Annotated in this window: 19 protein-coding genes; 13 read left to right on the top strand and 6 right to left on the bottom strand. The window is 71.3% G+C overall.

Translation table 11 applies throughout. The annotated features are described in order from the left end of the window. Window positions 1-140 precede the first annotated feature (140 nt). Complete coding sequence (locus tag OIE67_RS26450) at window positions 141-2,066, top strand: efflux RND transporter periplasmic adaptor subunit (RefSeq protein ID WP_326644847.1); 1,926 nt, start codon at window positions 141-143, stop codon at window positions 2,064-2,066. A gap of 385 nt (window positions 2,067-2,451) precedes the next feature. On the opposite strand, the gene OIE67_RS26455 is transcribed toward OIE67_RS26450, so the two are convergent. The 3 genes from OIE67_RS26455 to OIE67_RS26465 form a co-directional block, all read right to left on the bottom strand. Continuing rightward, the gene (locus tag OIE67_RS26455; RefSeq protein ID WP_326644849.1) at window positions 2,452-4,008 is read right to left on the bottom strand and encodes an alkaline phosphatase D family protein; all 1,557 of its coding nucleotides are present in this window, start codon (window positions 4,006-4,008) and stop codon (window positions 2,452-2,454) included. A gap of 87 nt (window positions 4,009-4,095) precedes the next feature. Continuing rightward, on the bottom strand, window positions 4,096-4,695 hold the full coding sequence (locus OIE67_RS26460) for an HAD family hydrolase (protein ID WP_326644851.1): 600 nt from the start codon (window positions 4,693-4,695) through the stop codon (window positions 4,096-4,098). Beyond that, on the bottom strand, window positions 4,692-5,528 hold the full coding sequence (locus OIE67_RS26465; protein WP_326644853.1) for a hypothetical protein: 837 nt from the start codon (window positions 5,526-5,528) through the stop codon (window positions 4,692-4,694). The genes OIE67_RS26460 and OIE67_RS26465 overlap by 4 nt, the downstream gene beginning before the upstream one ends. Window positions 5,529-5,696: 168 nt before the next feature. Here OIE67_RS26465 and arfB point away from each other — a divergent pair, with 168 nt between their 5' ends. Next, on the top strand, window positions 5,697-6,104 hold the full coding sequence (gene arfB, locus OIE67_RS26470; RefSeq protein ID WP_106245165.1) for an alternative ribosome rescue aminoacyl-tRNA hydrolase ArfB: 408 nt from the start codon (window positions 5,697-5,699) through the stop codon (window positions 6,102-6,104). Between the two features lie 15 nt (window positions 6,105-6,119). Here the strand turns inward: arfB and OIE67_RS26475 are convergent, their stop codons facing one another. Beyond that, window positions 6,120-6,560 (bottom strand): NUDIX domain-containing protein, encoded by a 441-nt coding sequence (locus OIE67_RS26475; RefSeq protein ID WP_106245167.1) that lies wholly within the window; start codon window positions 6,558-6,560, stop codon window positions 6,120-6,122. Between the two features lie 77 nt (window positions 6,561-6,637). On the opposite strand from OIE67_RS26475, the gene OIE67_RS26480 reads away from it, so the two are divergent. The 3 genes from OIE67_RS26480 (at window position 6,638) to OIE67_RS26490 (ending at window position 10,445) form a co-directional block, all read left to right on the top strand. Beyond that, window positions 6,638-7,567 (top strand): acyl-ACP desaturase, encoded by a 930-nt coding sequence (locus tag OIE67_RS26480; protein WP_326644860.1) that lies wholly within the window; start codon window positions 6,638-6,640, stop codon window positions 7,565-7,567. A gap of 137 nt (window positions 7,568-7,704) precedes the next feature. Then, window positions 7,705-9,735: an ABC1 kinase family protein gene (locus OIE67_RS26485; RefSeq protein WP_326644862.1), complete on the top strand. Its 2,031-nt coding sequence runs from the start codon at window positions 7,705-7,707 to the stop codon at window positions 9,733-9,735. 176 nt (window positions 9,736-9,911) lie between these two features. Continuing rightward, a complete protein-coding gene (locus OIE67_RS26490; RefSeq protein WP_326644864.1) occupies window positions 9,912-10,445 on the top strand; it encodes an NADPH-dependent FMN reductase in 534 nt (177 codons plus the stop codon). Window positions 10,446-10,466: 21 nt separating this feature from the next. On the opposite strand, the gene OIE67_RS26495 is transcribed toward OIE67_RS26490, so the two are convergent. After that, entirely contained in the window at window positions 10,467-10,877 is a 411-nt protein-coding gene (locus OIE67_RS26495) for a hypothetical protein (RefSeq protein WP_326644866.1), read from the bottom strand. A gap of 147 nt (window positions 10,878-11,024) precedes the next feature. After that, a complete protein-coding gene (locus OIE67_RS26500) occupies window positions 11,025-11,813 on the bottom strand; it encodes an HAD-IIA family hydrolase (RefSeq protein WP_326644868.1) in 789 nt (262 codons plus the stop codon). Between the two features lie 53 nt (window positions 11,814-11,866). Here OIE67_RS26500 and OIE67_RS26505 point away from each other — a divergent pair, with 53 nt between their 5' ends. The 8 genes from OIE67_RS26505 (at window position 11,867) to OIE67_RS26540 (ending at window position 20,789) form a co-directional block, all read left to right on the top strand. After that, window positions 11,867-13,054 (top strand): M20 metallopeptidase family protein, encoded by a 1,188-nt coding sequence (locus OIE67_RS26505; protein WP_106245420.1) that lies wholly within the window; start codon window positions 11,867-11,869, stop codon window positions 13,052-13,054. 1 nt (window position 13,055) lies between these two features. Beyond that, complete coding sequence (locus tag OIE67_RS26510) at window positions 13,056-14,033, top strand: zinc-dependent alcohol dehydrogenase family protein (RefSeq protein ID WP_106245174.1); 978 nt, start codon at window positions 13,056-13,058, stop codon at window positions 14,031-14,033. A 145-nt stretch (window positions 14,034-14,178) separates the two neighbouring features. Beyond that, the gene (locus OIE67_RS26515; protein ID WP_326644872.1) at window positions 14,179-16,011 is read left to right on the top strand and encodes an ABC transporter substrate-binding protein; all 1,833 of its coding nucleotides are present in this window, start codon (window positions 14,179-14,181) and stop codon (window positions 16,009-16,011) included. 3 nt (window positions 16,012-16,014) lie between these two features. Then, window positions 16,015-17,022 carry an ABC transporter permease gene (locus OIE67_RS26520; protein ID WP_326644874.1) on the top strand — a complete coding sequence of 336 codons (1,008 nt, stop codon included), beginning with the start codon at window positions 16,015-16,017 and terminating at the stop codon, window positions 17,020-17,022. Next, window positions 17,019-17,924 carry an ABC transporter permease gene (locus tag OIE67_RS26525; RefSeq protein WP_326644876.1) on the top strand — a complete coding sequence of 302 codons (906 nt, stop codon included), beginning with the start codon at window positions 17,019-17,021 and terminating at the stop codon, window positions 17,922-17,924. Before OIE67_RS26520 ends, OIE67_RS26525 begins: the two co-directional genes overlap by 4 nt. Window positions 17,925-17,926: 2 nt before the next feature. Further along, on the top strand, window positions 17,927-18,925 hold the full coding sequence (locus OIE67_RS26530; protein ID WP_245956099.1) for an ABC transporter ATP-binding protein: 999 nt from the start codon (window positions 17,927-17,929) through the stop codon (window positions 18,923-18,925). Beyond that, entirely contained in the window at window positions 18,922-19,932 is a 1,011-nt protein-coding gene (locus tag OIE67_RS26535; protein WP_326644879.1) for an ABC transporter ATP-binding protein, read from the top strand. The genes OIE67_RS26530 and OIE67_RS26535 overlap by 4 nt, the downstream gene beginning before the upstream one ends. Beyond that, entirely contained in the window at window positions 19,932-20,789 is an 858-nt protein-coding gene (locus OIE67_RS26540) for a GNAT family N-acetyltransferase (protein WP_326645476.1), read from the top strand. Before OIE67_RS26535 ends, OIE67_RS26540 begins: the two co-directional genes overlap by 1 nt. Window positions 20,790-20,791 lie beyond the last annotated feature (2 nt).

Below are 20,791 nucleotides of genomic sequence, written 5' to 3' on the forward strand. Positions count from 1 at the left end.
TGACCCTTGCACACGATGCTGCGCCGCAGCCGCGAGCAGCCTGAACGTTCGCTGACAAGCCGGCGTCCCGCGCGGGCACTCAGGAGACTCTGAGGGTGCTGACAGCTCAGCGCGATCCTGCTGGGTCAGGATGGCCCCTCATGAGACGGACTTTCGCGCTGGGCGGGCTCGCCCTCGCCGTGCTCGTGGCCGGGTCCGGCCTGGCGCTGGCCCTGCGCGACGACACCCCGCCCGCCGTCCGGGTACGGCTGGCCGCCGCCCAGCGCGGGCAGGTCACGGCCGCGGTGAGCGCGGCCGGTGACACCGTGGACGGCTCGCGCAGGGACCTGGCGTTCGGCTCTTCGGGGACGCTGACGAAGGTGTACGTCAAGGTCGGGGCCAAGGTGAAGAAGGGCCAGGTGCTGGCCAGGATCGACGGGCGGGCGGCCAGGGAGGCGTACGCGGCGGCCAAGGCCGACCTGGCGGCGGCCGAGGAAGCCAGGGACGAGGCCGCGGCGGCCCCCACGACGGGCGCCGGCGACCGGGCCCCCGCCACCTGCGTGCCCTCGACCGGCCCCGGGAAGAAGGCGGCGACGCCCGCGAGCACGGGCCGCGCGACGCCCGTCCCCACCGGCGCTACCCCGATCCCCACCGGCGCGACGCCCGTTCCGTCCGGCGGCTCGACGACGTCCGTCCCGGCGAACGGCTCAGCAGACCGTGCGGTGAACGGGCCCGCAGACGGGCCGGTGGACGTGACCGGGAACGGCCCGGTTGACGGGGCGGTGGGCACCGCGCGGGGCGGCGGCGGGGGTTACGGACCCGAGGAGCCGTACGGCGCGAAGGCGGATCCTGAGGCGGGCCCGACACGAGGCAGGAGCCCGCACCCGACGCTCAAGCCGACACCTGCGCCGACGTCCGGCCCCACGGCACCCGAGCCCCAGCCCACGGTGACGGTCACCGTGACCGCAACCGAGACCGTCACAACCACAGCCACAGCCACGGTGACCGCGACCGTCACCACCAGGCCGACCGGTGGCTCCTCGAACGGCGGCACCGAGCACCCCGGAAGCCACCCCTCCATGACCGCCGCCCCACCCGACCAGCCCGCCACCACAGCTCCCACCGGACCCCCTGCTGGGCCGCCCACCAGCGCCAAGCCGTCCACCGAGAAGCCCGCGGCCACCGGCGAACCCACGGCCGGCACGAAGCCATCAGCGACCGGCAAACCCACACGCGGCGGCAAGCCATCAACCGGCCCCGGCCACCCCTCCCAGGGTTCGTGCAGCGGGACCGGCAGCACGGGCGCTGCGGGCACCACCAAAGCCGCGGGCACCACAGGCACAGGCACAGGGACCACAGGCACAGGTGCCACAGAGACCAGCGCCAAGGACACCACCGGTGCTGAGGGGAGCGCGGGGTCGCAGGCCAAGGGCGGCCTGAGCGAGGAGCAGGCCGCGGTGGAGGTGGAGCGTGCCGAGGCCGCCCTTCAGCAGGCGGCCGACGCCGTACGGGCGACCAGAATCGTGGCCCCGGCAGCCGGCACGGTCCTCTCGGTCGTGGGCGGGACCGGAGACCGGGCAGGCACCAGCACCTTCATCAGCCTCGGCGACCTGGACGAGCTGCAGGTCCAGGCCATGGTCACCGAATCCGACGTGGGCCGGCTCAAGCTCGGCCAGAAGGCCGTGGTCACGCTGGCCACGCGCGGCGACGAGCGCCACGAAGGAACGGTCACGGCCATCGCGCCCACCGCGACCGTCGACGGCCGGCTCGTCCGCTACCCGGTGACGGTCGCCTTCGACGACCCGCCGGCCGGGCTCATGCTCGGTCAGACCGCGTCGGTGACGATCACGACGGACCAGGCAAGCGACACGATCTACGTCCCCGCCGCAGCGGTACGCGGCCGCTCCGACGGCACACAGGTGGTCACCGTACGATCCGGCGGCCAGGACACGGCCAAGGTGGTGCGGACCGGGGTGCGCGGCGACCAGTACGTGGAGGTCGTCTCGGGCCTGGTCGAAAGCGACCAGGTGGTCCTGTCGGATGGCACGTCGGGCGAATTCCCGGAGGGAAACTGGCCCGGCACCTGAGCCGACCGGCCCGGACGGCAACCACCCGCCCGCCCGGCCCGGTCGTCAACCCGGCCGGACTCCAACCACCTGCCATCCGGAGTCCGGCCGGGTCCCACCACACCCACCAAAAGCCCCCGTAGTGCCTCAGACGGCCCGCCTACAGCCCTCGAAGCGCCTCGGAGAGCCCGAAGCGGTTGAGCAAACCCTCAGCTTCCTCCCAGCCGACATTCAGCCGCCCCAGACCACCCGCCCGGCCAAGACCCAGCCGGGCGTGCGGACGAACGTAGGGATGAGCCTGGAGCGCAGGCGTGAAGCACAGGCGTGCGGGACGTAGGGCGGCCGGACACGGGAGGCCCGCACGCAGCACACGGGAGACCCGACGGACGGAGAACCGGGCGGGGTTTCAGCCGGTGCGGGGTGGGGCGGCCTGGGCTGCTGCAGCCGAGGGGGCGATGATGGACGGGATGGTGATGTGGTGGGAGGTCTTGGCGGGGGCGCCCTTGCGGGAGATGTAGTCCAGGGTTCGGAAGTCCACCGACAGCTCGTCCCTGGTCAGCCGCGCCATCAGATACCCACGCCGCTGGTCGATGTACGAGATGTGTGGGTTCTCCTGGAGGGCCTCCGAGATCCACGTGCGGTCCCGGTACCCGTCCCCGTCGCTGGCGATCGACGACGCCACCAGTTCCCTGGCCACCACCGGCGAGCCGGGGTCGTCGAAGTCGGTCTTGAGTTCGGCCAGGTGGTGCATGTGCGCGTCCCCGGTCAGCACCACCGGGTTCGGGGTACGCGAGAGCGAGCCGAGCAGCCGGGTGCGCTCGGCCGCGTAGCCGTCCCAGGAGTCGAGGTTCACCTCGCGCCCCGGCCCGACCTTGAAGTCGCGCTGTGCCATCAGGATCTGCTGGCCGAGCAGGTTCCAGCGGGTGGTGGAGCCGTTCAGGCCGCTCTCCAGCCAGCGCCACTGGTCGGCGCCGAGGAGCGTGCGCCCGTCGGAGAGGCGTTCGTCGCAGCCCGCCCGCACGCCGTCGAGGCACGCCTGGTCGTCGCGGAATTGCCGGGTGTCGAGCAGGTGGAAGCGGGCCAGCGTGCCCCAGGAGACGCGCCGGTTCACGCGCAGCACCGCCCCCTGGAGGCTGCCCGCGCGCAGCGGCATGTTCTCGTAGTAGGCCCGGAACGCCTGCGCCCGGCGCTGCTCGAACCCCGCCGCGCCGGTGCTGGAGACGGGGCCGGCCCAGTTGTTCTCCACCTCGTGGTCGTCGAACGACACCAGCCACGGCGCCACCGCGTGCGCGGCCTGCAGGTCGGGGTCGCTCTTGTACTGGGCGTGCCGCAGCCGGTAGTCGGCGAGCGTGCGGCACTTGCCCGGCGTGTGGGTGCGCACGCGGCCGGCCAGGGCGGTGTAGCCGCTGGGGCCGTACTCGTACATGTAGTCGCCGAGGAAGACCACCAGGTCGGGCTCCTGCTCGGCCAGGCGGCGGTAGGCGGTGTAGTAGCCGTGCTCGTAGTGCGCGCACGCGGCCACGGCGAACGTGAGCGGCGTCTCCCCCGCCGGCGTCGTCCTGGTGCGGCCGGCCGGTGAGAGGCGGCCCTGGCTCCTGAACCGGTAGAAGTAGTCGCGCCCCGGCCGCAGCCCCTTCAGCTCCACGTGCACGCTGTGCGCGTCGCGCGCCCTGGCGGTGGCCGTACCGGATTCGACGATCTTGGAGAAGCGCTCGTCCGTGGCGACCTGCCAGTCCACCGCCACGTCGCGGGAGGGCATGCCGCCGCGGCCGTCCCCGCTCATCGGGTCGGTGGCGAGCCTGGTCCACAACACGAAGCCGTCGGCCGAGGGGTCGCCCGAGGCCACGCCGAGCGTGAACGGGTCGGCTCTGAGCGTTCTGGACGAGGAGGCCGCCGCCGGGGCGGCGGGCTGCGGGAGGAGGAGGCCGGCTGTCGCCGCTGTCAGGAAGGCTCTGCGGTCCACATCCTCAGGTATCGCCGCCCGCGCTGACTCCGCCGTGACAGCGGAGTCAAGCGCGGATGAACAGCATCGGTACGGTCGAACGTGCGGTCAGTGGACGGGGCCGGGGACGTCCGGGAGGGCGGCGCGCAGCGCGGTGGCGTCGGTGAAGTGCACGCCGGTCATGCCCGCCAGCCGCGCCCCCTCGACGTTCTCCTCCCGGTCGTCGATGAAGACGATCTCGGCGGGGTCGGCGCCGAGCGCGGCGGCCAGGTGGTCGTAGATGGCCCGGTCGGGCTTGACCAGCCCGATCCTGCCGCTGTAGAAGCGGTGCCCGATCGCGGCGATCCAGGGCAGCTCGTCGAGGCCGTCACCGACGCAGACGGGCGCGTTGGACAGCAGCGCCACGTCGCGGCCCGCCGTGAGCAGGTCGTCGAGCAGGGCGACCGTGCCCTCGTCGGGGTAGGCCCAGCTCGCCACGTCTCTGGCGACCAGCCGGGCGACCTCGGTCGTGGTGGCGGGTCTGTCCAGGACGGCCGACCAGTAGGCGTGCGGGCTGAGGCCGCCCCGGTCGAACTCCAGGCGGTGCTCCCAGTAGCGGAGCTTGAACGGGCCGGGCTCGGCTCCCACGGCCCGCGCCATGGCGTCGGCGTCGGACTCGGGCTGGGGCAGGGACAGGACACCGCCGTAGTCGAAGACAATCCACGTCATGCCACGAATGGTCGCAGATGCGGGTCGAGCGCCGGGCAGCCCAGGTACTTCTCCACGGTGTGGAAGTCGATCCAGTCGAGGTTCACCAGCTCTTCGACGTCCACGCCGGTGAAGCTGGCGGCCAGCGCGGGCGGGATGGCGGCGATGTCGTCCTTGTCGGCGATGTTCACCCAGCGGCCGACCCCCGCGGGCCGCTCGCCGCGGCCGTTGACGGGGGCGGGCAGGAGGCGTTCGAACACGACGTTGCGCATGCCCAGCGGGCTGCCGAGGGTGACGAGCAGGTCGACCTCGAGGTCCGGGTTCGCCCACAGGGCCTCGTACGCGACCACGCTGCCGAGCGAGTGGGCGATGACGACCTGGGGCCGGTTCCGCCTGATCACCTCCGCCACCGCCTGCCGGGACTTCTCCCGCTTGGCCGCGTCGGTGAGGTAGGCGGCGACCTCCGGCGCGAACAGCTTGGCGAACGCCGCCGACCTGCCGTCCAGCCGGTTGAGCAGCCAGCCGGTGGCCGACTTCAGCACGCCGGTGACGTGCTCGCCCACGCCGAGGTTGCGCGCCCAGCCGATGAGCACCTGCTGGGCCTGCAGCTCCATGGCGGCGGCCGCCCGGCGCGGCACGGCCGCGTCCCGGCCGTCGTCGTCCTCGTCGTCGTGCAGCAGGTGGGAGAAGTAGGCGATCTCGGCGAAGTACGCCCGCGCCTCGCCGCCGAGCGCGGCGTGCAGGTAGCGGTCCCACTTGCGCCGCATCGCCTCGGCCGCGCCCGTGGCGGACCGGCCGGCCTGGAGGTAATAGTTGTACTTGCCGATCCCGTGAACGCCGACGATGCCCGCCATCCGCGCCTCCCCTACCCCGTGATCTTCTCGCGCGATTTTGGCATACGCCGCTTGCACCCGGCCGTCAACCAGGTGCCGGCGGGAGAAAACCACTGGGGGCGGCATAGGTCGCCCCGATACGGTGACATGTCACTGAAGAACGCTCGTTCCCGAACAGGAGCCCCACCCATGCCCGGCCCGCTGGTCGTCAACAACTCGATCGTCATCCCCGACGTCGAGCTCGTCTGGCGCTTCTCCCGCTCCTCAGGTCCGGGCGGCCAGGGTGTCAACACCACCGACAGCCGGGTGGAGCTGACCTTCGACGTGGCCGCGACCACCGCGCTGACGCCGGCGCTCAAGGCGCGGGCGATCGAGCGGCTGGGCTCCGGCACGATCACGATCGCCGCCTCCGAATACCGCTCCCAGTTGCGCAACCGGGAGGCCGCTCTGCACCGGCTGGCGCAGCGGCTGCGCGAGGCCGTGGCCCCGCCGCCCAAGCGCCGCCGGGCCACCAAGCCGAGCAGGGGCGCCGTCGAGCGGCGGATCAAGTCCAAGAAGCACCGCTCCGACGTCAAGCGCCTGCGCCGCGACCCCTGAGTCCCAGGTACGAGGTCAAGGGATGAGGCGCGGCAGCCGGGTGACGAGGGCGGCGAGATAGCCCGCCACGGCCTGCGGGATCAGATTCCTGGCGTGCAGCTCGGAGCGGGCCAGGGGAACGTGCTCGACCTCGTACAGCCCGTACGCCGGGTCCTCGAACTCCGGCCCGTGACGCAGCTCCGGGTCCATCGTCTTCAGCCTGCAGCCGAAAACATGCTGCGTCTTGACCTCGCCCCGCCACGGGTACGACACGGTGACCAGAGGCGTCACCGCGTACACCGTCGCGCCCAGCTCTTCCAGCAGCTCCCGGTGCAGGGTGTCCTCCAGCGAGCCGTCCTCCGGCTCGACGTGCCCGCCGGGCACCGACCAGTAGAGCGGGCGCCCCGGCACCGTGCGCCGGAACAGGACCAGCCGTTCGTCATGGTCGAGCAGGACACCACGGACACTGGGTCGCATACAACCACCCTATTTGACCGGTATGTCCTTCGGGTAGCCTAACCTACGGTACCGTAACCTGAAGGAGAAGATCATAGATGGCGATGACTCAGACGGAACTCCTCCACGAGCTCGAGCCGGTGGTCGCGGGAGAGCTCGACCGGCACGAGAAGATGGCCAAGGAGTGGTTCCCGCACGAGTACGTACCGTGGAGCCAGGGCCGCGACTTCGACGGCATCTACGGCGGCGAGGCGTGGCAGGACGCCGACTCCAAGATCCCGGAAGCGGCCCGCGTGTCGCTCATCGTCAACCTCCTCACCGAGGACAACCTGCCCAGCTACCACCACGAGATCGCCACGACCTTCGGCCGTGACGGCGCCTGGGGCACGTGGGTGCACCGGTGGACGGCCGAGGAGGACCGCCACGGCACCGCCATCCGCGACTACCTCACCGTCACCCGCGCCGTCGACCCGGTGGCGCTGGAGCGGGCGCGCATGGCGCACATGGAGAGCGGGTTCGTCACCGAGTACGACACGATGCTGCAGCAGCTGGCGTACGTCTCCTTCCAGGAGCTGGCCACCCGCATCGCGCACCGCAACACCGGCCGGGCCTCCGGCGACGAGGGCTGCGAGCGGCTGCTGGCCAGGATCGCCGCCGACGAGAACCTGCACATGCTCTTCTACCGCAACCTGCTCAAGGCGGCCTTCGAGCTCGACCCCAACCAGACGATGCGCGCGGTGACCGACGTGGTCACCACCTTCCAGATGCCCGGCCAGGGCATGGACGGCTTCGCCCGCAAGGCCCTGATCATCGCCAACGAGGGCATCTACGACCTGCGGCTGCACCTCGACGACGTGCTCATGCCGGTCCTGCGCCAGTGGTCGGTGTTCGACAAGAGCGGGCTCGACGCCGAGGGTGAGAAGGCACGCGAGGAGCTGTCCGAGTTCCTGGCCAGGACCGAGGCCACCGCCGCCAAGTTCGTCGAGCGCCGCGAGGAGCGCCGCGCCCGCGCCGCCGCCCGAGGCTGAGCGAACGGACGAGACCGAACAGAGGCGAACCGCCGGGCGTGCGCGCCCTCGCCCGGCGATACCGGCACGAGCACGTCGATTCCCCCTGACAAGGAACATGACAGGACACTCGTGTCGGCGTGGGAGGATCCTGGCCCATGGACATTCCCACCGCGGTGGTCGTCGGGATCGCCACACTGCTGACCATCATCCTGCTCGCGGTCGCGGCGCAGCGGCTGCTGGATGTCAGGTTCGGCGCGCTGCGCACGTTCCTGGCCGCGCTGCTCGCGTTCGGGCTGGCGCAGCCGGTGCTGGAGCCGATCCTGGGCACGATCGGCCCGATGGACGGCACGCGGCCGCCCGACGCGGCCGCCCTGGGCATGCTCCTGCTGGTCCTCATGTGCATGGTGCTCATCCCGATGACGCTGCTGGTGGTGGCCGAGGCGCTGGTGCCGCCCGGCTCGCTGCCCGGGCCGCTGGAGCTGGCCAGGTCCGTACGCGGCCGCCTGTCCCGGGGCCGGCGTTACTCCCAGATCACCAGGATCGCCGTCAGGCACGGCCTCGGCCCCTATCTGCGCGGGCGGGGCGAGCGGCTGGACGACCGCTCGGGCAAGCTGCGCCTGGCCGCGTCGCTGCGCGCGGCGCTGGACGACGGCGGGGTGACGTTCGTCAAGCTCGGGCAGGTGCTGTCCACCCGGCGTGACCTGCTGCCCGCCGAGTTCGTCGAGGAGCTCGGACGGCTGCAGGACCAGGTCGCCCCGGCCCCGTGGGAGCAGATCGAGCCGGTGCTGCGCGCGGAGCTGGGCGGGCCGGTGGACGAGGTGTTCGCCGAGTTCGACCGGACGCCGCTGGCCGCCGCCTCGATCGGGCAGGTGCACGCCGCCCGGCTGCGTTCCGGCGCGGACGTCGTGGTCAAGGTGCAGCGGCCGGGCATCGAGGCGGTCGTGGGCAAGGACCTGGAGATCGTCCGGCGGCTGGCCGCGACGCTGGAGAGCAGGACCCGGTGGGGCCGCTCGCTCGGCCTGCGCGACCTGGCCGAGGGGTTCGCCACGGCGATCAGGGAGGAGCTCGACTTCCGCGTCGAGGCCGCCAACATGGCCGCCGTCTCCGCCTCCCGCGGCACTCCCGCCGAACCCACCGACCTCGCAGGCACAGGCGACCTCCGGAACGGGAGCGGCGCGGCCGTCGCCTATCCCGCGCCGGTCGGCGCCATGTGCTCGGAGCGGGTGCTGGTCATGGAGCGCCTGGCGGGACGGCCGGTCACCGCGGCGGGGCCGGAAGAGGGGCCGCGCCTGGCCCGCGACCTGCTCGACTGCCTGCTCAGGCAGATCCTGGTCGAGGGCGTCTTCCACGCCGACCCGCACCCGGGCAACCTCATGCTGCTCGACGACGGCACGCTGGGCCTGCTCGACTTCGGCTCGGTCGGCCGGCTCGACGGCTCCGTGCGCTCGGCGCTCCAGCGCTTCCTGTTCGCGATGAACCGCCAGGACCCCCTGGGCGTCACGGACGCGCTGCTGGAGGTGGTGCCCAGGCCGGAGGAGATCGACGAGCCCGCCCTCGAACGGGCCCTCGGCCAGTTCATGGCCAGGCACCTGGGGCCCGGCATGGACAGCGCGCGGATGTTCACCGACCTGTTCAGGATCGTCTCGGAGTACGGCCTGTCGATCCCGCCCGAGGTGGCCGCCGTCTTCCGCGCCCTGGCCACCCTGGAGGGCACGCTGGTGCGCCTGTCGCCCGGCTTCAACCTGATCGGCGAGGCCCGCGCGTTCGCCAGCCGTTACCTCAGCGAGCAGGTCACCCCCGAGACGATCAAGGAGTCGCTCACCCATGAGCTGACCGCGCTGGTGCCGATGTTGCGCCGTCTGCCGCGCCGGATCGAGCGGATCGCCAGCGCCGCCGAGCACGGCCGCTTCGCCGTCAACGTGCGCCTGCTGGCCGACGAGCGCGACCGCCGCTACGTGACGGGGCTGCTGCACCAGGTGCTGCTCACGGTGCTGGGCGCGACGGCCGGGCTGATGGCGGTCATCCTCCTCGGCACCGACGGCGGAGCCCCGCTGGTGGGCTCGACGGGCCTGCTCCACCTCATCGGCTACAACCTGCTGGTGATCTCGGCGATCCTGGGGCTGCGGGTGCTGGCGCTCGTCTTCCGCCGCCCGCCGGCGTCAGACGAACGCATGAGCGCCCGGTAGGCGAACGCCCGAACACCCGGCAGGCGAGCGCGCGGGACGGGCGCCCGGTAGACGGATCTACCAGCGCGTCCCCGCGGACGGCAAAGGCTGTGCGCCTCTTGACCCGGCCGTGGTCTTGGACATCCGCGGCATCGGGCAGGTTCTCGGTAACATCCGGAACCCCTTGGGAGCAGTGGGTGAAAATCATCGGGATCGCCGCCAGTCTCCACGCGGGGTCATTCATCACCAGATTGTTGGACGCGGCGGGCGGCGAACTGCCGGACGGTGTCGGCTTCGAGGTGTGGCGCGGGCTGGAGGAGATCCCGCCGTACCGGAGCGGGCCGGTCCCGGCCGCGGCACGCGAGCTGCTCACCCTGGTCGCGGGCGGTGACGGGGTGCTGCTGACCGCTCCCGAGCACAGTCTGCTGCCGCTGGAGCTGACGTACACGCTGGACTGGATGTCGGCCAGGGACGGGCTGTCGGGCAAGCACGTGGCGGTGATGAGCGCGAGCGCGCGCGCCTGCGGGGCCATGTGGGCGCAGGCGGAGCTCTACAAGCAACTGCTGGGGGCGGGCGCCGTCGTGAGCGGGGCCGAGCTGGTGATCTCACCCGCCTGGCCGCTGTTCGGCGACGACGGCCAGCTGATCGTCCCCGACCTGCGCGACCAGGTACGCGCCGTGATCCGGCGGCTGTGCCCGTCGGACGTCATGGAACCGGCGCTGTCGCTCTAGCCGGGACCGCCCCCGCAGCCGTCACGTGTCCCAGGGCGTGCGTTTCAGCAGCCGGTCGAGCTTGATGTTCATGTCCATCGTCTCGGAGCGCAGGAAGTCCATCTCGCGCCGCCACTGCTGCCTGAAGGCGTCGACCTCGCCGGCGATCCAGATCCGGATGTCCTCGACGCTCTCCATCACCGCCGGCTGCGACACCTCCCTGCGCACGCCCGCGATCTCGATGCCGAACGCGGCGAACTCCTCGCCGGCCAGCATCATGCCTTGGTCCAGCCTGGCCCGCAGCTCCGCGATCCCCTCCTGCAGCTTCAGCGACCGTTCGGCGATGTCGTGCAGGAGAAGCGCCTGCCGTTCGAGTTCGCCACCGTGTTCCAACGTGATTTCAAGATCATCGACGCGGAGTTTCAAGTCGAGGATCTCCGCCCGCATGTCCACCGCCACCTCCCCCTTTGCCGGCCGTCTACATGCCTGTAAGGACATCGTCGCAGCCGGTGAGCGGTGCTGCCCACCCGGAGGAGAACGGCGGGTACGGATCTGTCCACCCGCCATCTCAGCGGGGTAGAGGATTCTCCCCCGGCGGCCTCAGATCAGCTCGATGAGGTCGGCCACGGACTCGACGATCAGGGAGGGGCGGTAGGGGAAGCGGTCGATCTCGTGCCGCTGGGTGACCCCGGTGAGGACGAGGATGGTGAACAGCCCCGCCTCCATGCCGGAGACGATGTCGGTGTCCATGCGGTCGCCGATCATGGCCGTGGTCTCGCTGTGGGCCTCGATCTCGTTGAGCGCGCTGCGCATCATCCGCGGGTTGGGCTTGCCGACGAAGTAGGGCTCGACCCCGGTGGCCCTGGTGATGAGCGCGGCGACGGCGCCGCAGGCGGGCAGCGAGCCCTCGGTGGAGGGGCCGATGGGGTCGGGGTTGGTCGCGATGAAGCGGGCGCCGCCCTCGATGAGGCGGATGGCGCGGGTGATCTGGGTGAAGCTGTAGGTGCGGGTCTCGCCGAGCACCACGTAGTCGGGGTCGAGGTCGGTCAGGATGTAGCCGACCTCGTGCAGCGCCGTGGTCAGGCCGGCCTCGCCGATCACGTACGCCGAGCCGCCCGCCCGCTGGTCGTCGAGGAACTGGGCGGTGGCCAGCGCGGAGGTCCAGATGGACTCGGCGGGCACGTCGAGGCCGGCGCCGGCCAGCCGTACCGACAGGTCCCGCTGGGTGTAGATCGAGTTGTTGGTCAGGACCCGGAACTTCCGGCCGGACTCGCTGAGCCTTTTGATGAATTCGTCCGCACCCGGGACCGGACGTCCCTCGTGGACGAGCACGCCGTCCATGTCGGACAACCAGGAGTCGATCCGCTTACGCTGAGTCACGCGGCCCATGGTACCGAGCGCGCCTTATCGACTTCCCGCCCGGCACGTGAACAATGTTCTTCATGTCGTTCATCGAATCCGCCCAGGACATGCGGGACGAGCTCGTCCGGCTCAGGCACTCCTTGCACACCACCCCCGAGCTCGGCCTGCACCTGCCGCGTACGCAGGAGAAGGTGCTGGCGGCGCTGGAGGGACTGCCCCTGGAGATCACCACGGGGAAGACGCTCAGCTCCGTCACCGCCGTGCTGCGGGGCGGCCGGCCGGGGCCGGCGGTGCTGCTGCGGGGCGACATGGACGCCCTGCCCGTGACCGAGAAGAACGACCTGCCCTACGTCTCCCAGCTGCCCGGCCAGATGCACGCCTGCGGGCACGACCTGCACACCGCGATGCTGGCCGGGGCGGCGCACCTGCTGAGCGCGCGGCGCGACGAGCTGGCCGGTGATGTGATCTTCATGTTCCAGCCGGGCGAGGAGGGGCACGACGGCGCCAAGCAGATGATCGGCGAGGGCGTGCTGGACGCGGCGGGGGCGCGGCCGGTGGCGGCGTACGGCATGCACGTGGTGTCGTCGATGTTGCCGCCGGGGCTGTTCGCGTCGCGGCCGGGGCCGATCATGGCGGCGGCGGACGTGTTCGCCGTGACGGTGAAGGGGCGCGGCGGGCACGGTTCGACCCCGCACATGGCGCTGGACCCGATCCAGGCGGGCTGCGAGATGGTGACCGCGATGCAGACGATGGTGACCAGGACGTTCAACGTGTTCGATCCGGTCGTGGTGACGGTGGGCAGCTTCCACGGCGGGTCGGCGGACAACGTGATCCCCGACGAGGCCAGGTTCGAGGCGACGGTGCGCACGTTCAGCAAGGAGAACCGGGCGCTGGTCAAGCGGCGGCTGGAGGAGGTCGTGCGGGGGGTGGCCGCGGCGCACGGGCTGGAGGTGGAGACGGCGCTCGGCATGGGCTACCCGGTGACGGTCAACGACCAGGGCGAGGCCGAGTTCGTCGGCGCGACGGCGGGCGAGCTGTTCGGTCCCGGCCGTTACTTCGTCTCGCCGCAGCCGGTGATGGGGTCGGAGGACTTCTCGTACGTGCTGGAGAACGTGCCGGGCGCGTTCGTGTTCCTGGGGGCCTGCCCGCCCGGCAGGGACCCGGCGACGGCGCCCTACAACCATTCCCCCGAGGCGCAGTTCGACGACGCGGTGCTGCCCGACGGGGCCGCGCTGTACGCGTCCCTGGCCTTCTCCCGGCTGTCCTGACATGCGGGCCTGGGTGGTGGACCGGCCGGGGCCGATGGCGTCCCGGCCGCTGGCGCTGATCGAGCGGGAGGTGCCCGAGCCGGGGCCGGGCGAGGTCCTGGTGGAGGTGGAGGCGTGCGGCGTGTGCCGGACGGACCTGCACCTGGCCGAGGGCGACCTGGCACCGCGGCGGCCCAGGACCACCCCCGGGCACCAGGTGGTGGGCCGCGTCGCGGGCGGGGCCGGCACACCCGGCGCGCGGGTGGGCGTGGCCTGGCTGCGCTCGACGTGCGGCCGGTGCCGCTACTGCCTGCGCGGCATGGAGAACCTGTGCCCCGACTCCACCTACACCGGGTGGGACGCCGACGGCGGCTACGCCGACTATCTCGTGGCGCCGGCCGATTACGTCTATCCCCTGCCCGACGACCGTCCCGCCGAGTGGCTGGCCCCGCTGCTGTGCGCCGGGATCATCGGCTACCGGGCGCTGGCGCGGTGCGACCTGCCCTCCGGCGGGCGGCTGGGCATCTACGGGTTCGGCGCCTCGGCCCATCTGACCGCGCAGGCGGCCATCGCGCAGGGCGCCACCGTGCACGCGGTGAGCAGGTCGGAGGCTTCCCGGCGGCTGGCCCTTGAGCTGGGCGCGGCCTCGGCCGGGGACCGGCCACCCGAGCCGCTCGACGCGGCCATTCTGTTCGCGCCCGTGGGTACCCTGGTACCACCGGCGCTCGAGGCACTCGACCGGGGCGGCACGCTCGCCGTCGCGGGCATCCACCTCACCGACGTGCCGTCGCTGAACTACGAGCGGCACCTGTTCCAGGAGCGGACGCTGCGCAGCGTGACGGCCAACACCAGGGCCGACGGGCGGGCGTATCTGGAGCTCGCGCTGGCGCATCCGCCGCGGGTGACGACGACGCCCTACCCCTTCGAGGAGGCCGGCCGGGCGCTGGCCGATCTGGCCGCGGACCAGGTCAACGGCGCGGCCGTGCTGGTAAAGACCTGACCGAATGCTTGATGGCGCTTAGCACCACTTCGTACACTCATGAAGGAAAGTTACATTAGCCTCACAACCACTGGAGATTATTGACGCTGGTTCGACGCGATCGTAATGTCCGGTCAATCCCTAGAGACATCCCCCGGAGCGGCAAATGAAGCGACTGGCAGCGGTAGTGGCGTTGCTGGGCCTTGCCACCGCGACAGCGGCGTGCAGCGGCGGTACGACCAACAAGTCCGGCGGCTCGGGCGGCGGTGGAGGCGGGCTCTTCACCACGATCGACGTGAACCGGCCCGGCCTTGAGGCCTCGGCCCCGGCCAACCCGTACAACCCGAAGGGCAACTCCTTCCCGGGTTACAGCTCCATGAAGCTGGGCTGGGTGGTCAACCACCTGACCGACCCGAACAAGGCGCTGCCGGGTCTGGCGGCGAGCTGGGAGCTCGCGGACGACAACTCCGCGATCACGCTGAAGCTGCAGCCGAACGCGAAGTGGTCCGACGGCAAGCCGGTCACGGCCGAGGACGTCAAGATGTCCATCGGCATCGCCTACACGCAGGGCAGCACGGCCTTCTCGACCACGCCGGGAGCGGCGGGCGCCGCCGCGGAGGTCGAGGTCGTCGACCCGCAGACCGTCAAGATCACTCAGGACATGGCCAACCCCAGTCCGAAGTTCGCCCGCGGCGTGCTCGACACCACGATCCTGCCCGCGCACGTGTGGAGCAGCGTGCTCCCCGCGGACTTCTGGGACAAGCTGAAGGCCGCCCGCGGTGAGGGCGCCGACGCCGAGAAGGCCCGCGAGGAGATCACCGGTCTGGGCGAGAAGGTGATCTCCTTCGCCCCGCCGAAGGACGTCTCCGCCGGCCCGTTCGTGCTGGAGCGGGTCAACCCCTCCGAGGCGCTGCTGGTCAGGAACAAGTACTTCTTCAACGCCGCCAACGTCGCGCCGGCGCAGGTGAAGTTCCTCAACTACACCGGCAACGAGCAGATCTGGAACTACCTGACCCAGGGCAAGCTCGACCACGCCGGCTTCACCGCCGCCCCGACGGACGTGATGAACCGGATCAAGGCCGCCTCCGGCAACGAGGTCATCAAGGGTTACTCCCCCGTCGCCGTCGGCATGGCCTTCAACCAGACCAAGAAGCCGTACGACAACGTGCACGTGCGCAGGGGCCTGGCCTACCTGATCGACCGCGACCAGGTCACCAAGGTCGCCTCGCCCGAGGGCGGCACGCCCGCCGCGACGACGAGCGGCATCCACCAGAAGGCGGCGCAGGCGTGGATCCCCGAGACCGTGCCGCAGCTTGAGCAGTACAAGCCGGACGTGGCCAAGGCCGAGACCGAGTTCAAGGAAGCCGGCCTGGTCAAGAAGGACGGCAAGTGGACGCTCTCCGACGGCTCGCCGTGGAAGGTGTCCATGCACGCGCCGTCCGGGTTCTCCGACTGGCTGTCGGCCCAGGAGAACATCAAGAGCCAGCTCGTCAAGGCCGGCGTGGACGCCGAGGTCGTGACGACCGCCGACTACCCGCTCTACCTGGAGGAACTGGCCGCCGGCAAGTACGACGTCGGCTTCTGGCTGATGGCGCTCGGCCCCGCGCCGTACGACATCTTCCAGCGCCTCTACGGCGCCTCCAACGGCTGGACCAACGTCGCCGGCAAGGTCAAGCACGCCGACGCGGGCAAGAGCGGCAACTGGATGGGCGGCCCCGAGGAGATCGAGGTCGACGGCGAGAAGATCAACCCCGGTGAGCTGACCGGCCAGCTGAACTCGGCCGACGAGCAGGCCGCCAAGCCGATCATGGCGAAGCTGGCCAAGGCCGCCAACCAGGACCTGCCCGTCATCCAGCTCTGGGACTACATCAACGCCCAGTTCGTCAACAACAACCGTTTCACCGGCTGGCCGCACGACGACGAAGTGCTGCGCATGGGCACCGGCGTCCTGCCCTCGGGCGTGTGGATCCAGCAGGGTCTGATCAAGGCGAAGCAGTAGCCTATGACGCTCATCACACGGCGACTCGCGGGCCACCTGGCCCGCGGGTTCGTCATGATCCTGGTCGTCGCGACGATCAGTTTCTTCATCGTCAACAACATCCCCGGCGACCCCATGGCCGCCCGCTACGAGAAGCTGATCGAGCAGGGGATGGCGCCGGAGGCGGCCAGGCAGGCCGTGAAGGTGCTGTACGGCTTCCAGCCCACCGGCACCCTCTGGCAGCAGTACTCCGACTACATCACCGGCCTGCTCCACCTCGACCTCGGCGTCTCGGTGACCAGGCCGGGGACGCCCGTGCTCGACGTGCTGACCGACGCGGCCAAGTGGACCATCGTCCCGGTGCTGGTGGGCACGCTGCTGAGCTTCCTGGTCGGGATCATCTTCGGCGTGTACGCCGCCATCAAGCGCACCGGCAAGCTCGGCGACGCCCTGTCGATCTCCGGCTCGCTGCTGCACGGCATCCCGCAGTACGTGCTGGCGATGCTGCTGGTGGTGATCTTCGCCACGCTCATCCCCATCCTGCCCGCCGACGGCTCGGTGGACATCCTGTACGAGCCGGGCTTCAACGGCCCGTACATCGGCTCGCTGGTCGAGCACGCGGTGCTGCCGGTGCTCACGTACGCGCTGTCGGCCTACGGCGGATGGGTGCTGGCGATGAAGTCGAGCGTGGTCACCGTGCTCGGCGACGACTTCATCCTGGCAGCCGAGCTGCGCGGGGTGAAGCGCTCGATCGTCTTCCGCTACATCGCGCGCAACGCGATCCTGCCGCTGTTCACGATGCTCGCCCTGTCGCTGGGCCTGCTGCTCGGCGGCGCGGTCTTCATCGAGAAGATCTTCAACTATCCGGGGCTCGGCTGGTTGCTCATCAGCAGCGTCACCGACCGCGACTACGCCCTGATGGGCGGGGCGTTCCTGCTGATCACCGTCGGGACCATCCTGGCCAACATCGTGGCCGACCTGTTCTACACGGTCATCGACCCGCGCGTGCGCAGCGGAGAGGAGGCGTCGTGAGTGCCACGCTGATTCCCGAGACCGGCTCGGCCGCCTCGGAGATGCGCCGCAACTTCTGGCGCGGCGTGTGGCGGGTGATGCGGCGCAAGCCCAGCCGCCTGGTCGGGGTCGTCATCATCGCGGGCTTCATCCTCATGGGGGTCGTCGGGCCGATGGTGCTCCCCGAGCACCTGCCCTCCGACACGAACGCGATCACCCAGGCGCCCAGCTGGGAGCACTGGTTCGGCACCGACCCGCAGGGCAGGGACGTGCTCGCGCTGGTCATCACCGGCTCGCGGTACGTGCTGCTCACCGCCGCGGTGACCGCGGTCATCACGGTCGTCGTGGGCACCGCGATCGGCCTGTTCTCCGGCTTCAAGCGGGGCCGCTGGGACACCGTGCTGATGCGGTTCACCGACATGAAACTCACCATCCCCGGCCTGCCGCTGCTGCTGGTGCTGGCCACCGTGTGGCAGTTCGGCAGCCCGCTGCAGATGGGCCTGGTGCTGGGCCTGCTCGGCTGGGGCGGCGTGGCCAGGGCGGTGCGCTCCCAGACGCTGTCGCTGCGCGAGCGCGGCTTCATCGAGGCGGCGCGCGGGCTGGGCCTGTCCACGACGCACATCATCGGCAAGGAACTGCTGCCGAGCATGGCGCCGTACATCGCGATGAACATGCTCATCTCGGTGACCGGTGCGGTGTACTCCCAGGTGGGCCTGTTCTTCCTGGGCGTGCTGCCGTACGAGTCGGACAACTGGGGCGTCATGCTCAACCTGGCCGTGTTCCAGGCCGGCGCCATGATCACACCGAACGCGCTCGGCTACCTGCTGGCCCCGCTGCTGGCGATCCTGCTGCTCACGCTCGGCATCGTGCTCGTGGTCGACGCCATGGACGAGATCTTCAATCCCCGGCTGCGCGAGGAGTAACGGTGGGTACACAAGCGCCGGGAGTGCGCATCGGCGGCCTGACGGTCGTCTACAAGACCCCGGCGGGCGAGCTGCCCGCCGTCAGGGACATCAGCCTGACGCTGGAGCCCGGCACGATCACCGGCATCGTCGGCGAGTCGGGTTCGGGCAAGTCCACGCTGGCGCTGTCCCTGCTCAACGCCGTCCAGCCGCCCGGCAGGATCGCGGCGGGCAGCGTCGAGATCGACGGGCTCGGCGACGTGGTCGGCCTGGCCGGCGAGGAGCTGCGCAAGGCCAGGGGCCGGCACATCGGCTACGTCTTCCAGGCCGCCCAGAACTCGCTCAACCCGCTCAAGACGGTCGGCAAGCAGCTGCTCGACCTCGGCCGCTCGCACGGCGTGGAGGACCTGCGCGGGCTGGTGCGCGAGGCCCAGGAACTGCTCGGCCGGATGGGTCTCGACGGCGCCCGGGTGCTCGACTCGCACCAGCACGAGCTGTCCGGCGGCATGCGCCAGCGGGTCGGCATCATGCTGGCGCTGGTGCTCAACGCGCACCTGGTGGTGCTGGACGAGCCGACGACCGCGCTGGACATGATCACTCAGGCGAACATCCTGAAGATCGTCCGTGAGGTGCACGCCGAGCGCGGCCTGACCACGCTGGTCATCACGCACGACATCGGCGTGGTGGCCGAGGTGGCCGACCGGCTGGCCGTCATGTACGGCGGCCGCCTGGTCGAGCAGGGCCCCACCAGGGAGGTCCTCGGCGCGCCGCAGCACCCGTACACGAAGGGGCTGATCAAGGCCATCCCCCGGCTCGTCGGCGACATCGACGAGGCGCGGGCGCTGCCGGGACGCCCGCCGACGCTGGCGACCGTGCCGAAGCAGGGCTGCGTGTTCAGGGAGCGCTGCGCGCTGCGCATGGACGTGTGCGACGACGTGGACCCCGCGCCCCAGGTCGACCAAGGCGAGCGCGGGCCGAGGACGGTCGCCTGCCACGCCGTGACGGTGAAGGAGCACGCATGATCACCGGGACCGGGGTCGTCAAGACCTTCAAGCAGCGGGGCAAGATGCTCGGCGCGCGCGAGGTGCGGGCGCTGCGGGGCGTGGACTTCGCCATCCCCAAGGGCGGGGCGGCCTCGTTCATCGGCGAGTCCGGGTGCGGGAAGACCACGCTGGGGCGGATCATCGCGGGGCTGGAGACGTACGACGAGGGCGAGATCGAGATCGGCGGCGTCCCCATGTCGGGGCTCAAGCACAAGCAGCGCCAGCCGCACTTCCGCAAGATCCAGATGATCCACCAGGACCCGTACTCGGCCCTGAACCCGACCAGGACCGTGCACCAGACGCTGCACGCCCCGCTGACCCTGCGGGCCGGGCAGACCGGGCGTTCGCGGGCGTGGATCGAGGAGCGGGCGGCCGAGGTGCTGTCGCTGGTCGGGCTGGATCCCGGCACGGTGCTGTCGCGCTATCCGCACCAGTTGTCCGGCGGCATGCGCCAGCGGGTGGTCATCGCCCGCGCGCTGACCGTGGACCCGGAGATGCTGGTCGCCGACGAGGCCGTGTCGATGATCGACGTCTCGCTCCGGCTGGGCATCCTGGCGCTGCTGAAGGACCTGCGCGAGCGGCTCGGGGTCAGCGTGCTGTTCATCACGCACGACGTGGCCACCGCCCGCTACATCGGCGCCGACGGCGAGCTGTACGTCATCTACCGGGGGCAGGTCGTCGAGCGCGGCGCCGTGGACACGATCATCGCCGATCCCGTGCACCCGTACACGCAGTCGCTGCTGTCGGCCATCCCCGTACTGCACGGCCTGGAGCAGCCGGGCGAGCATCCCGTGGTACCGCTGGAGTCGCTGGACGAGAGCCAGTCCGACGCGGGCTGCCTGTTCGCCCGTCGCTGCCCGTTCAGGGGCGAGCGGTGCGCCGAGGAGCGGCCGCTGCTGCGGATCACCGAGGGGGCGCCGCAGGAGCACGCGTGCTACTACCCCGAGCGCCGCGACGTGATCGCCCGGCCGATGAGCGAGGTGTGATGTCCCACGCCGTACGGGCCGCGGAGCCCGCCGAGGCGGCCCGCGCCGCCGAGGCCGCGCTGACGCTGGACGCCGGCGAGGCCGTGGCCCTGACAGAGGCGCTGTGGCGGCCTCCCGCCGGGCGGCGGTGGACGGCGCTGGCCACCGACGGCGGCGTGGTGATGGCCTCGATCTCGCAGAAGGATCCGCAGGCCGGGCACATCGACCTGCTCGCCGTGCACCCCTCCGCGCAGGGCGAGGGCCGCGGCACTGCGCTCGTGCGCGCGGCCGAGGAGTGGCTGCGCGAGCAGGGCGCGCGCCAGGCCCGCTTCGCCGGGAACCCGCCGTGCTACGCCTGGCCGGGGATCGACGTGCGCTACACCGCCGCCGCCTGCCTGGCCGAGCGCCTCGGCTACGAGCGCTACCACGTGGCCTGGAACATGACGGCGGATCTCCGGACCGCCGACCTGTCCGTGGCGGACGAGGTGGCCCGGCTGGCGGAGTCGGGGGTCACCGTCCACGCGGCAGGCGACGACAGGAAGCGCGTCGCCGCGTTCGTCGAGGAGCACTGGAACGAGCGGTGGGCCTGGGAGGCGGTCAACGCCGCCGGGCTGCACTACGCCGAGCGCGACGGCCGGATCCTCGGCTTCGCCGCGTGGGGGTCGCGCCCGGCCTGGTTCGGGCCGATGGGCACCGCCGAGGACGCGCGCGGGCTGGGTCTCGGCCGGGTGCTGCTGCGCCGGTGCCTGGCCGACCAGCGGGCCGCCGGGCAGGACAGCGCCCAGATCGGGTGGGTGGGGCCGTTGCGGTTCTACTCGCGCGCCGTCGGCGCGCGAGCGGAACGCGTCTTCTGGCTCTACCGGCGCGATCTGGCGTGATG

The sequence above is a fragment of the Nonomuraea fuscirosea genome, assembly GCF_035917475.1.
GTDB classification, from domain to species: domain Bacteria; phylum Actinomycetota; class Actinomycetes; order Streptosporangiales; family Streptosporangiaceae; genus Nonomuraea; species Nonomuraea fuscirosea.

What these genes read in the sequence shown, in the direction of transcription:
- OIE67_RS26450 (WP_326644847.1), top strand. Translation starts at nt 141, where the DNA reads ATGAGACGGACTTTCGCGCTGGGCGGGCTCGCCCTCGCCGTGCTCGTG.
- OIE67_RS26460 (WP_326644851.1), bottom strand. Translation starts at nt 4,695, where the DNA reads ATGACGTGGATTGTCTTCGACTACGGCGGTGTCCTGTCCCTGCCCCAG.
- OIE67_RS26465 (WP_326644853.1), bottom strand. Translation starts at nt 5,528, where the DNA reads ATGGCGGGCATCGTCGGCGTTCACGGGATCGGCAAGTACAACTATTAC.
- arfB (WP_106245165.1), top strand. Translation starts at nt 5,697, where the DNA reads ATGCCCGGCCCGCTGGTCGTCAACAACTCGATCGTCATCCCCGACGTC.
- OIE67_RS26475 (WP_106245167.1), bottom strand. Translation starts at nt 6,560, where the DNA reads ATGCGACCCAGTGTCCGTGGTGTCCTGCTCGACCATGACGAACGGCTG.
- OIE67_RS26480 (WP_326644860.1), top strand. Translation starts at nt 6,638, where the DNA reads ATGGCGATGACTCAGACGGAACTCCTCCACGAGCTCGAGCCGGTGGTC.
- OIE67_RS26485 (WP_326644862.1), top strand. Translation starts at nt 7,705, where the DNA reads ATGGACATTCCCACCGCGGTGGTCGTCGGGATCGCCACACTGCTGACC.
- OIE67_RS26500 (WP_326644868.1), bottom strand. Translation starts at nt 11,813, where the DNA reads ATGGGCCGCGTGACTCAGCGTAAGCGGATCGACTCCTGGTTGTCCGAC.
- OIE67_RS26505 (WP_106245420.1), top strand. Translation starts at nt 11,867, where the DNA reads ATGTCGTTCATCGAATCCGCCCAGGACATGCGGGACGAGCTCGTCCGG.
- OIE67_RS26510 (WP_106245174.1), top strand. Translation starts at nt 13,056, where the DNA reads ATGCGGGCCTGGGTGGTGGACCGGCCGGGGCCGATGGCGTCCCGGCCG.
- OIE67_RS26515 (WP_326644872.1), top strand. Translation starts at nt 14,179, where the DNA reads ATGAAGCGACTGGCAGCGGTAGTGGCGTTGCTGGGCCTTGCCACCGCG.
- OIE67_RS26520 (WP_326644874.1), top strand. Translation starts at nt 16,015, where the DNA reads ATGACGCTCATCACACGGCGACTCGCGGGCCACCTGGCCCGCGGGTTC.
- OIE67_RS26535 (WP_326644879.1), top strand. Translation starts at nt 18,922, where the DNA reads ATGATCACCGGGACCGGGGTCGTCAAGACCTTCAAGCAGCGGGGCAAG.
- OIE67_RS26540 (WP_326645476.1), top strand. Translation starts at nt 19,932, where the DNA reads ATGTCCCACGCCGTACGGGCCGCGGAGCCCGCCGAGGCGGCCCGCGCC.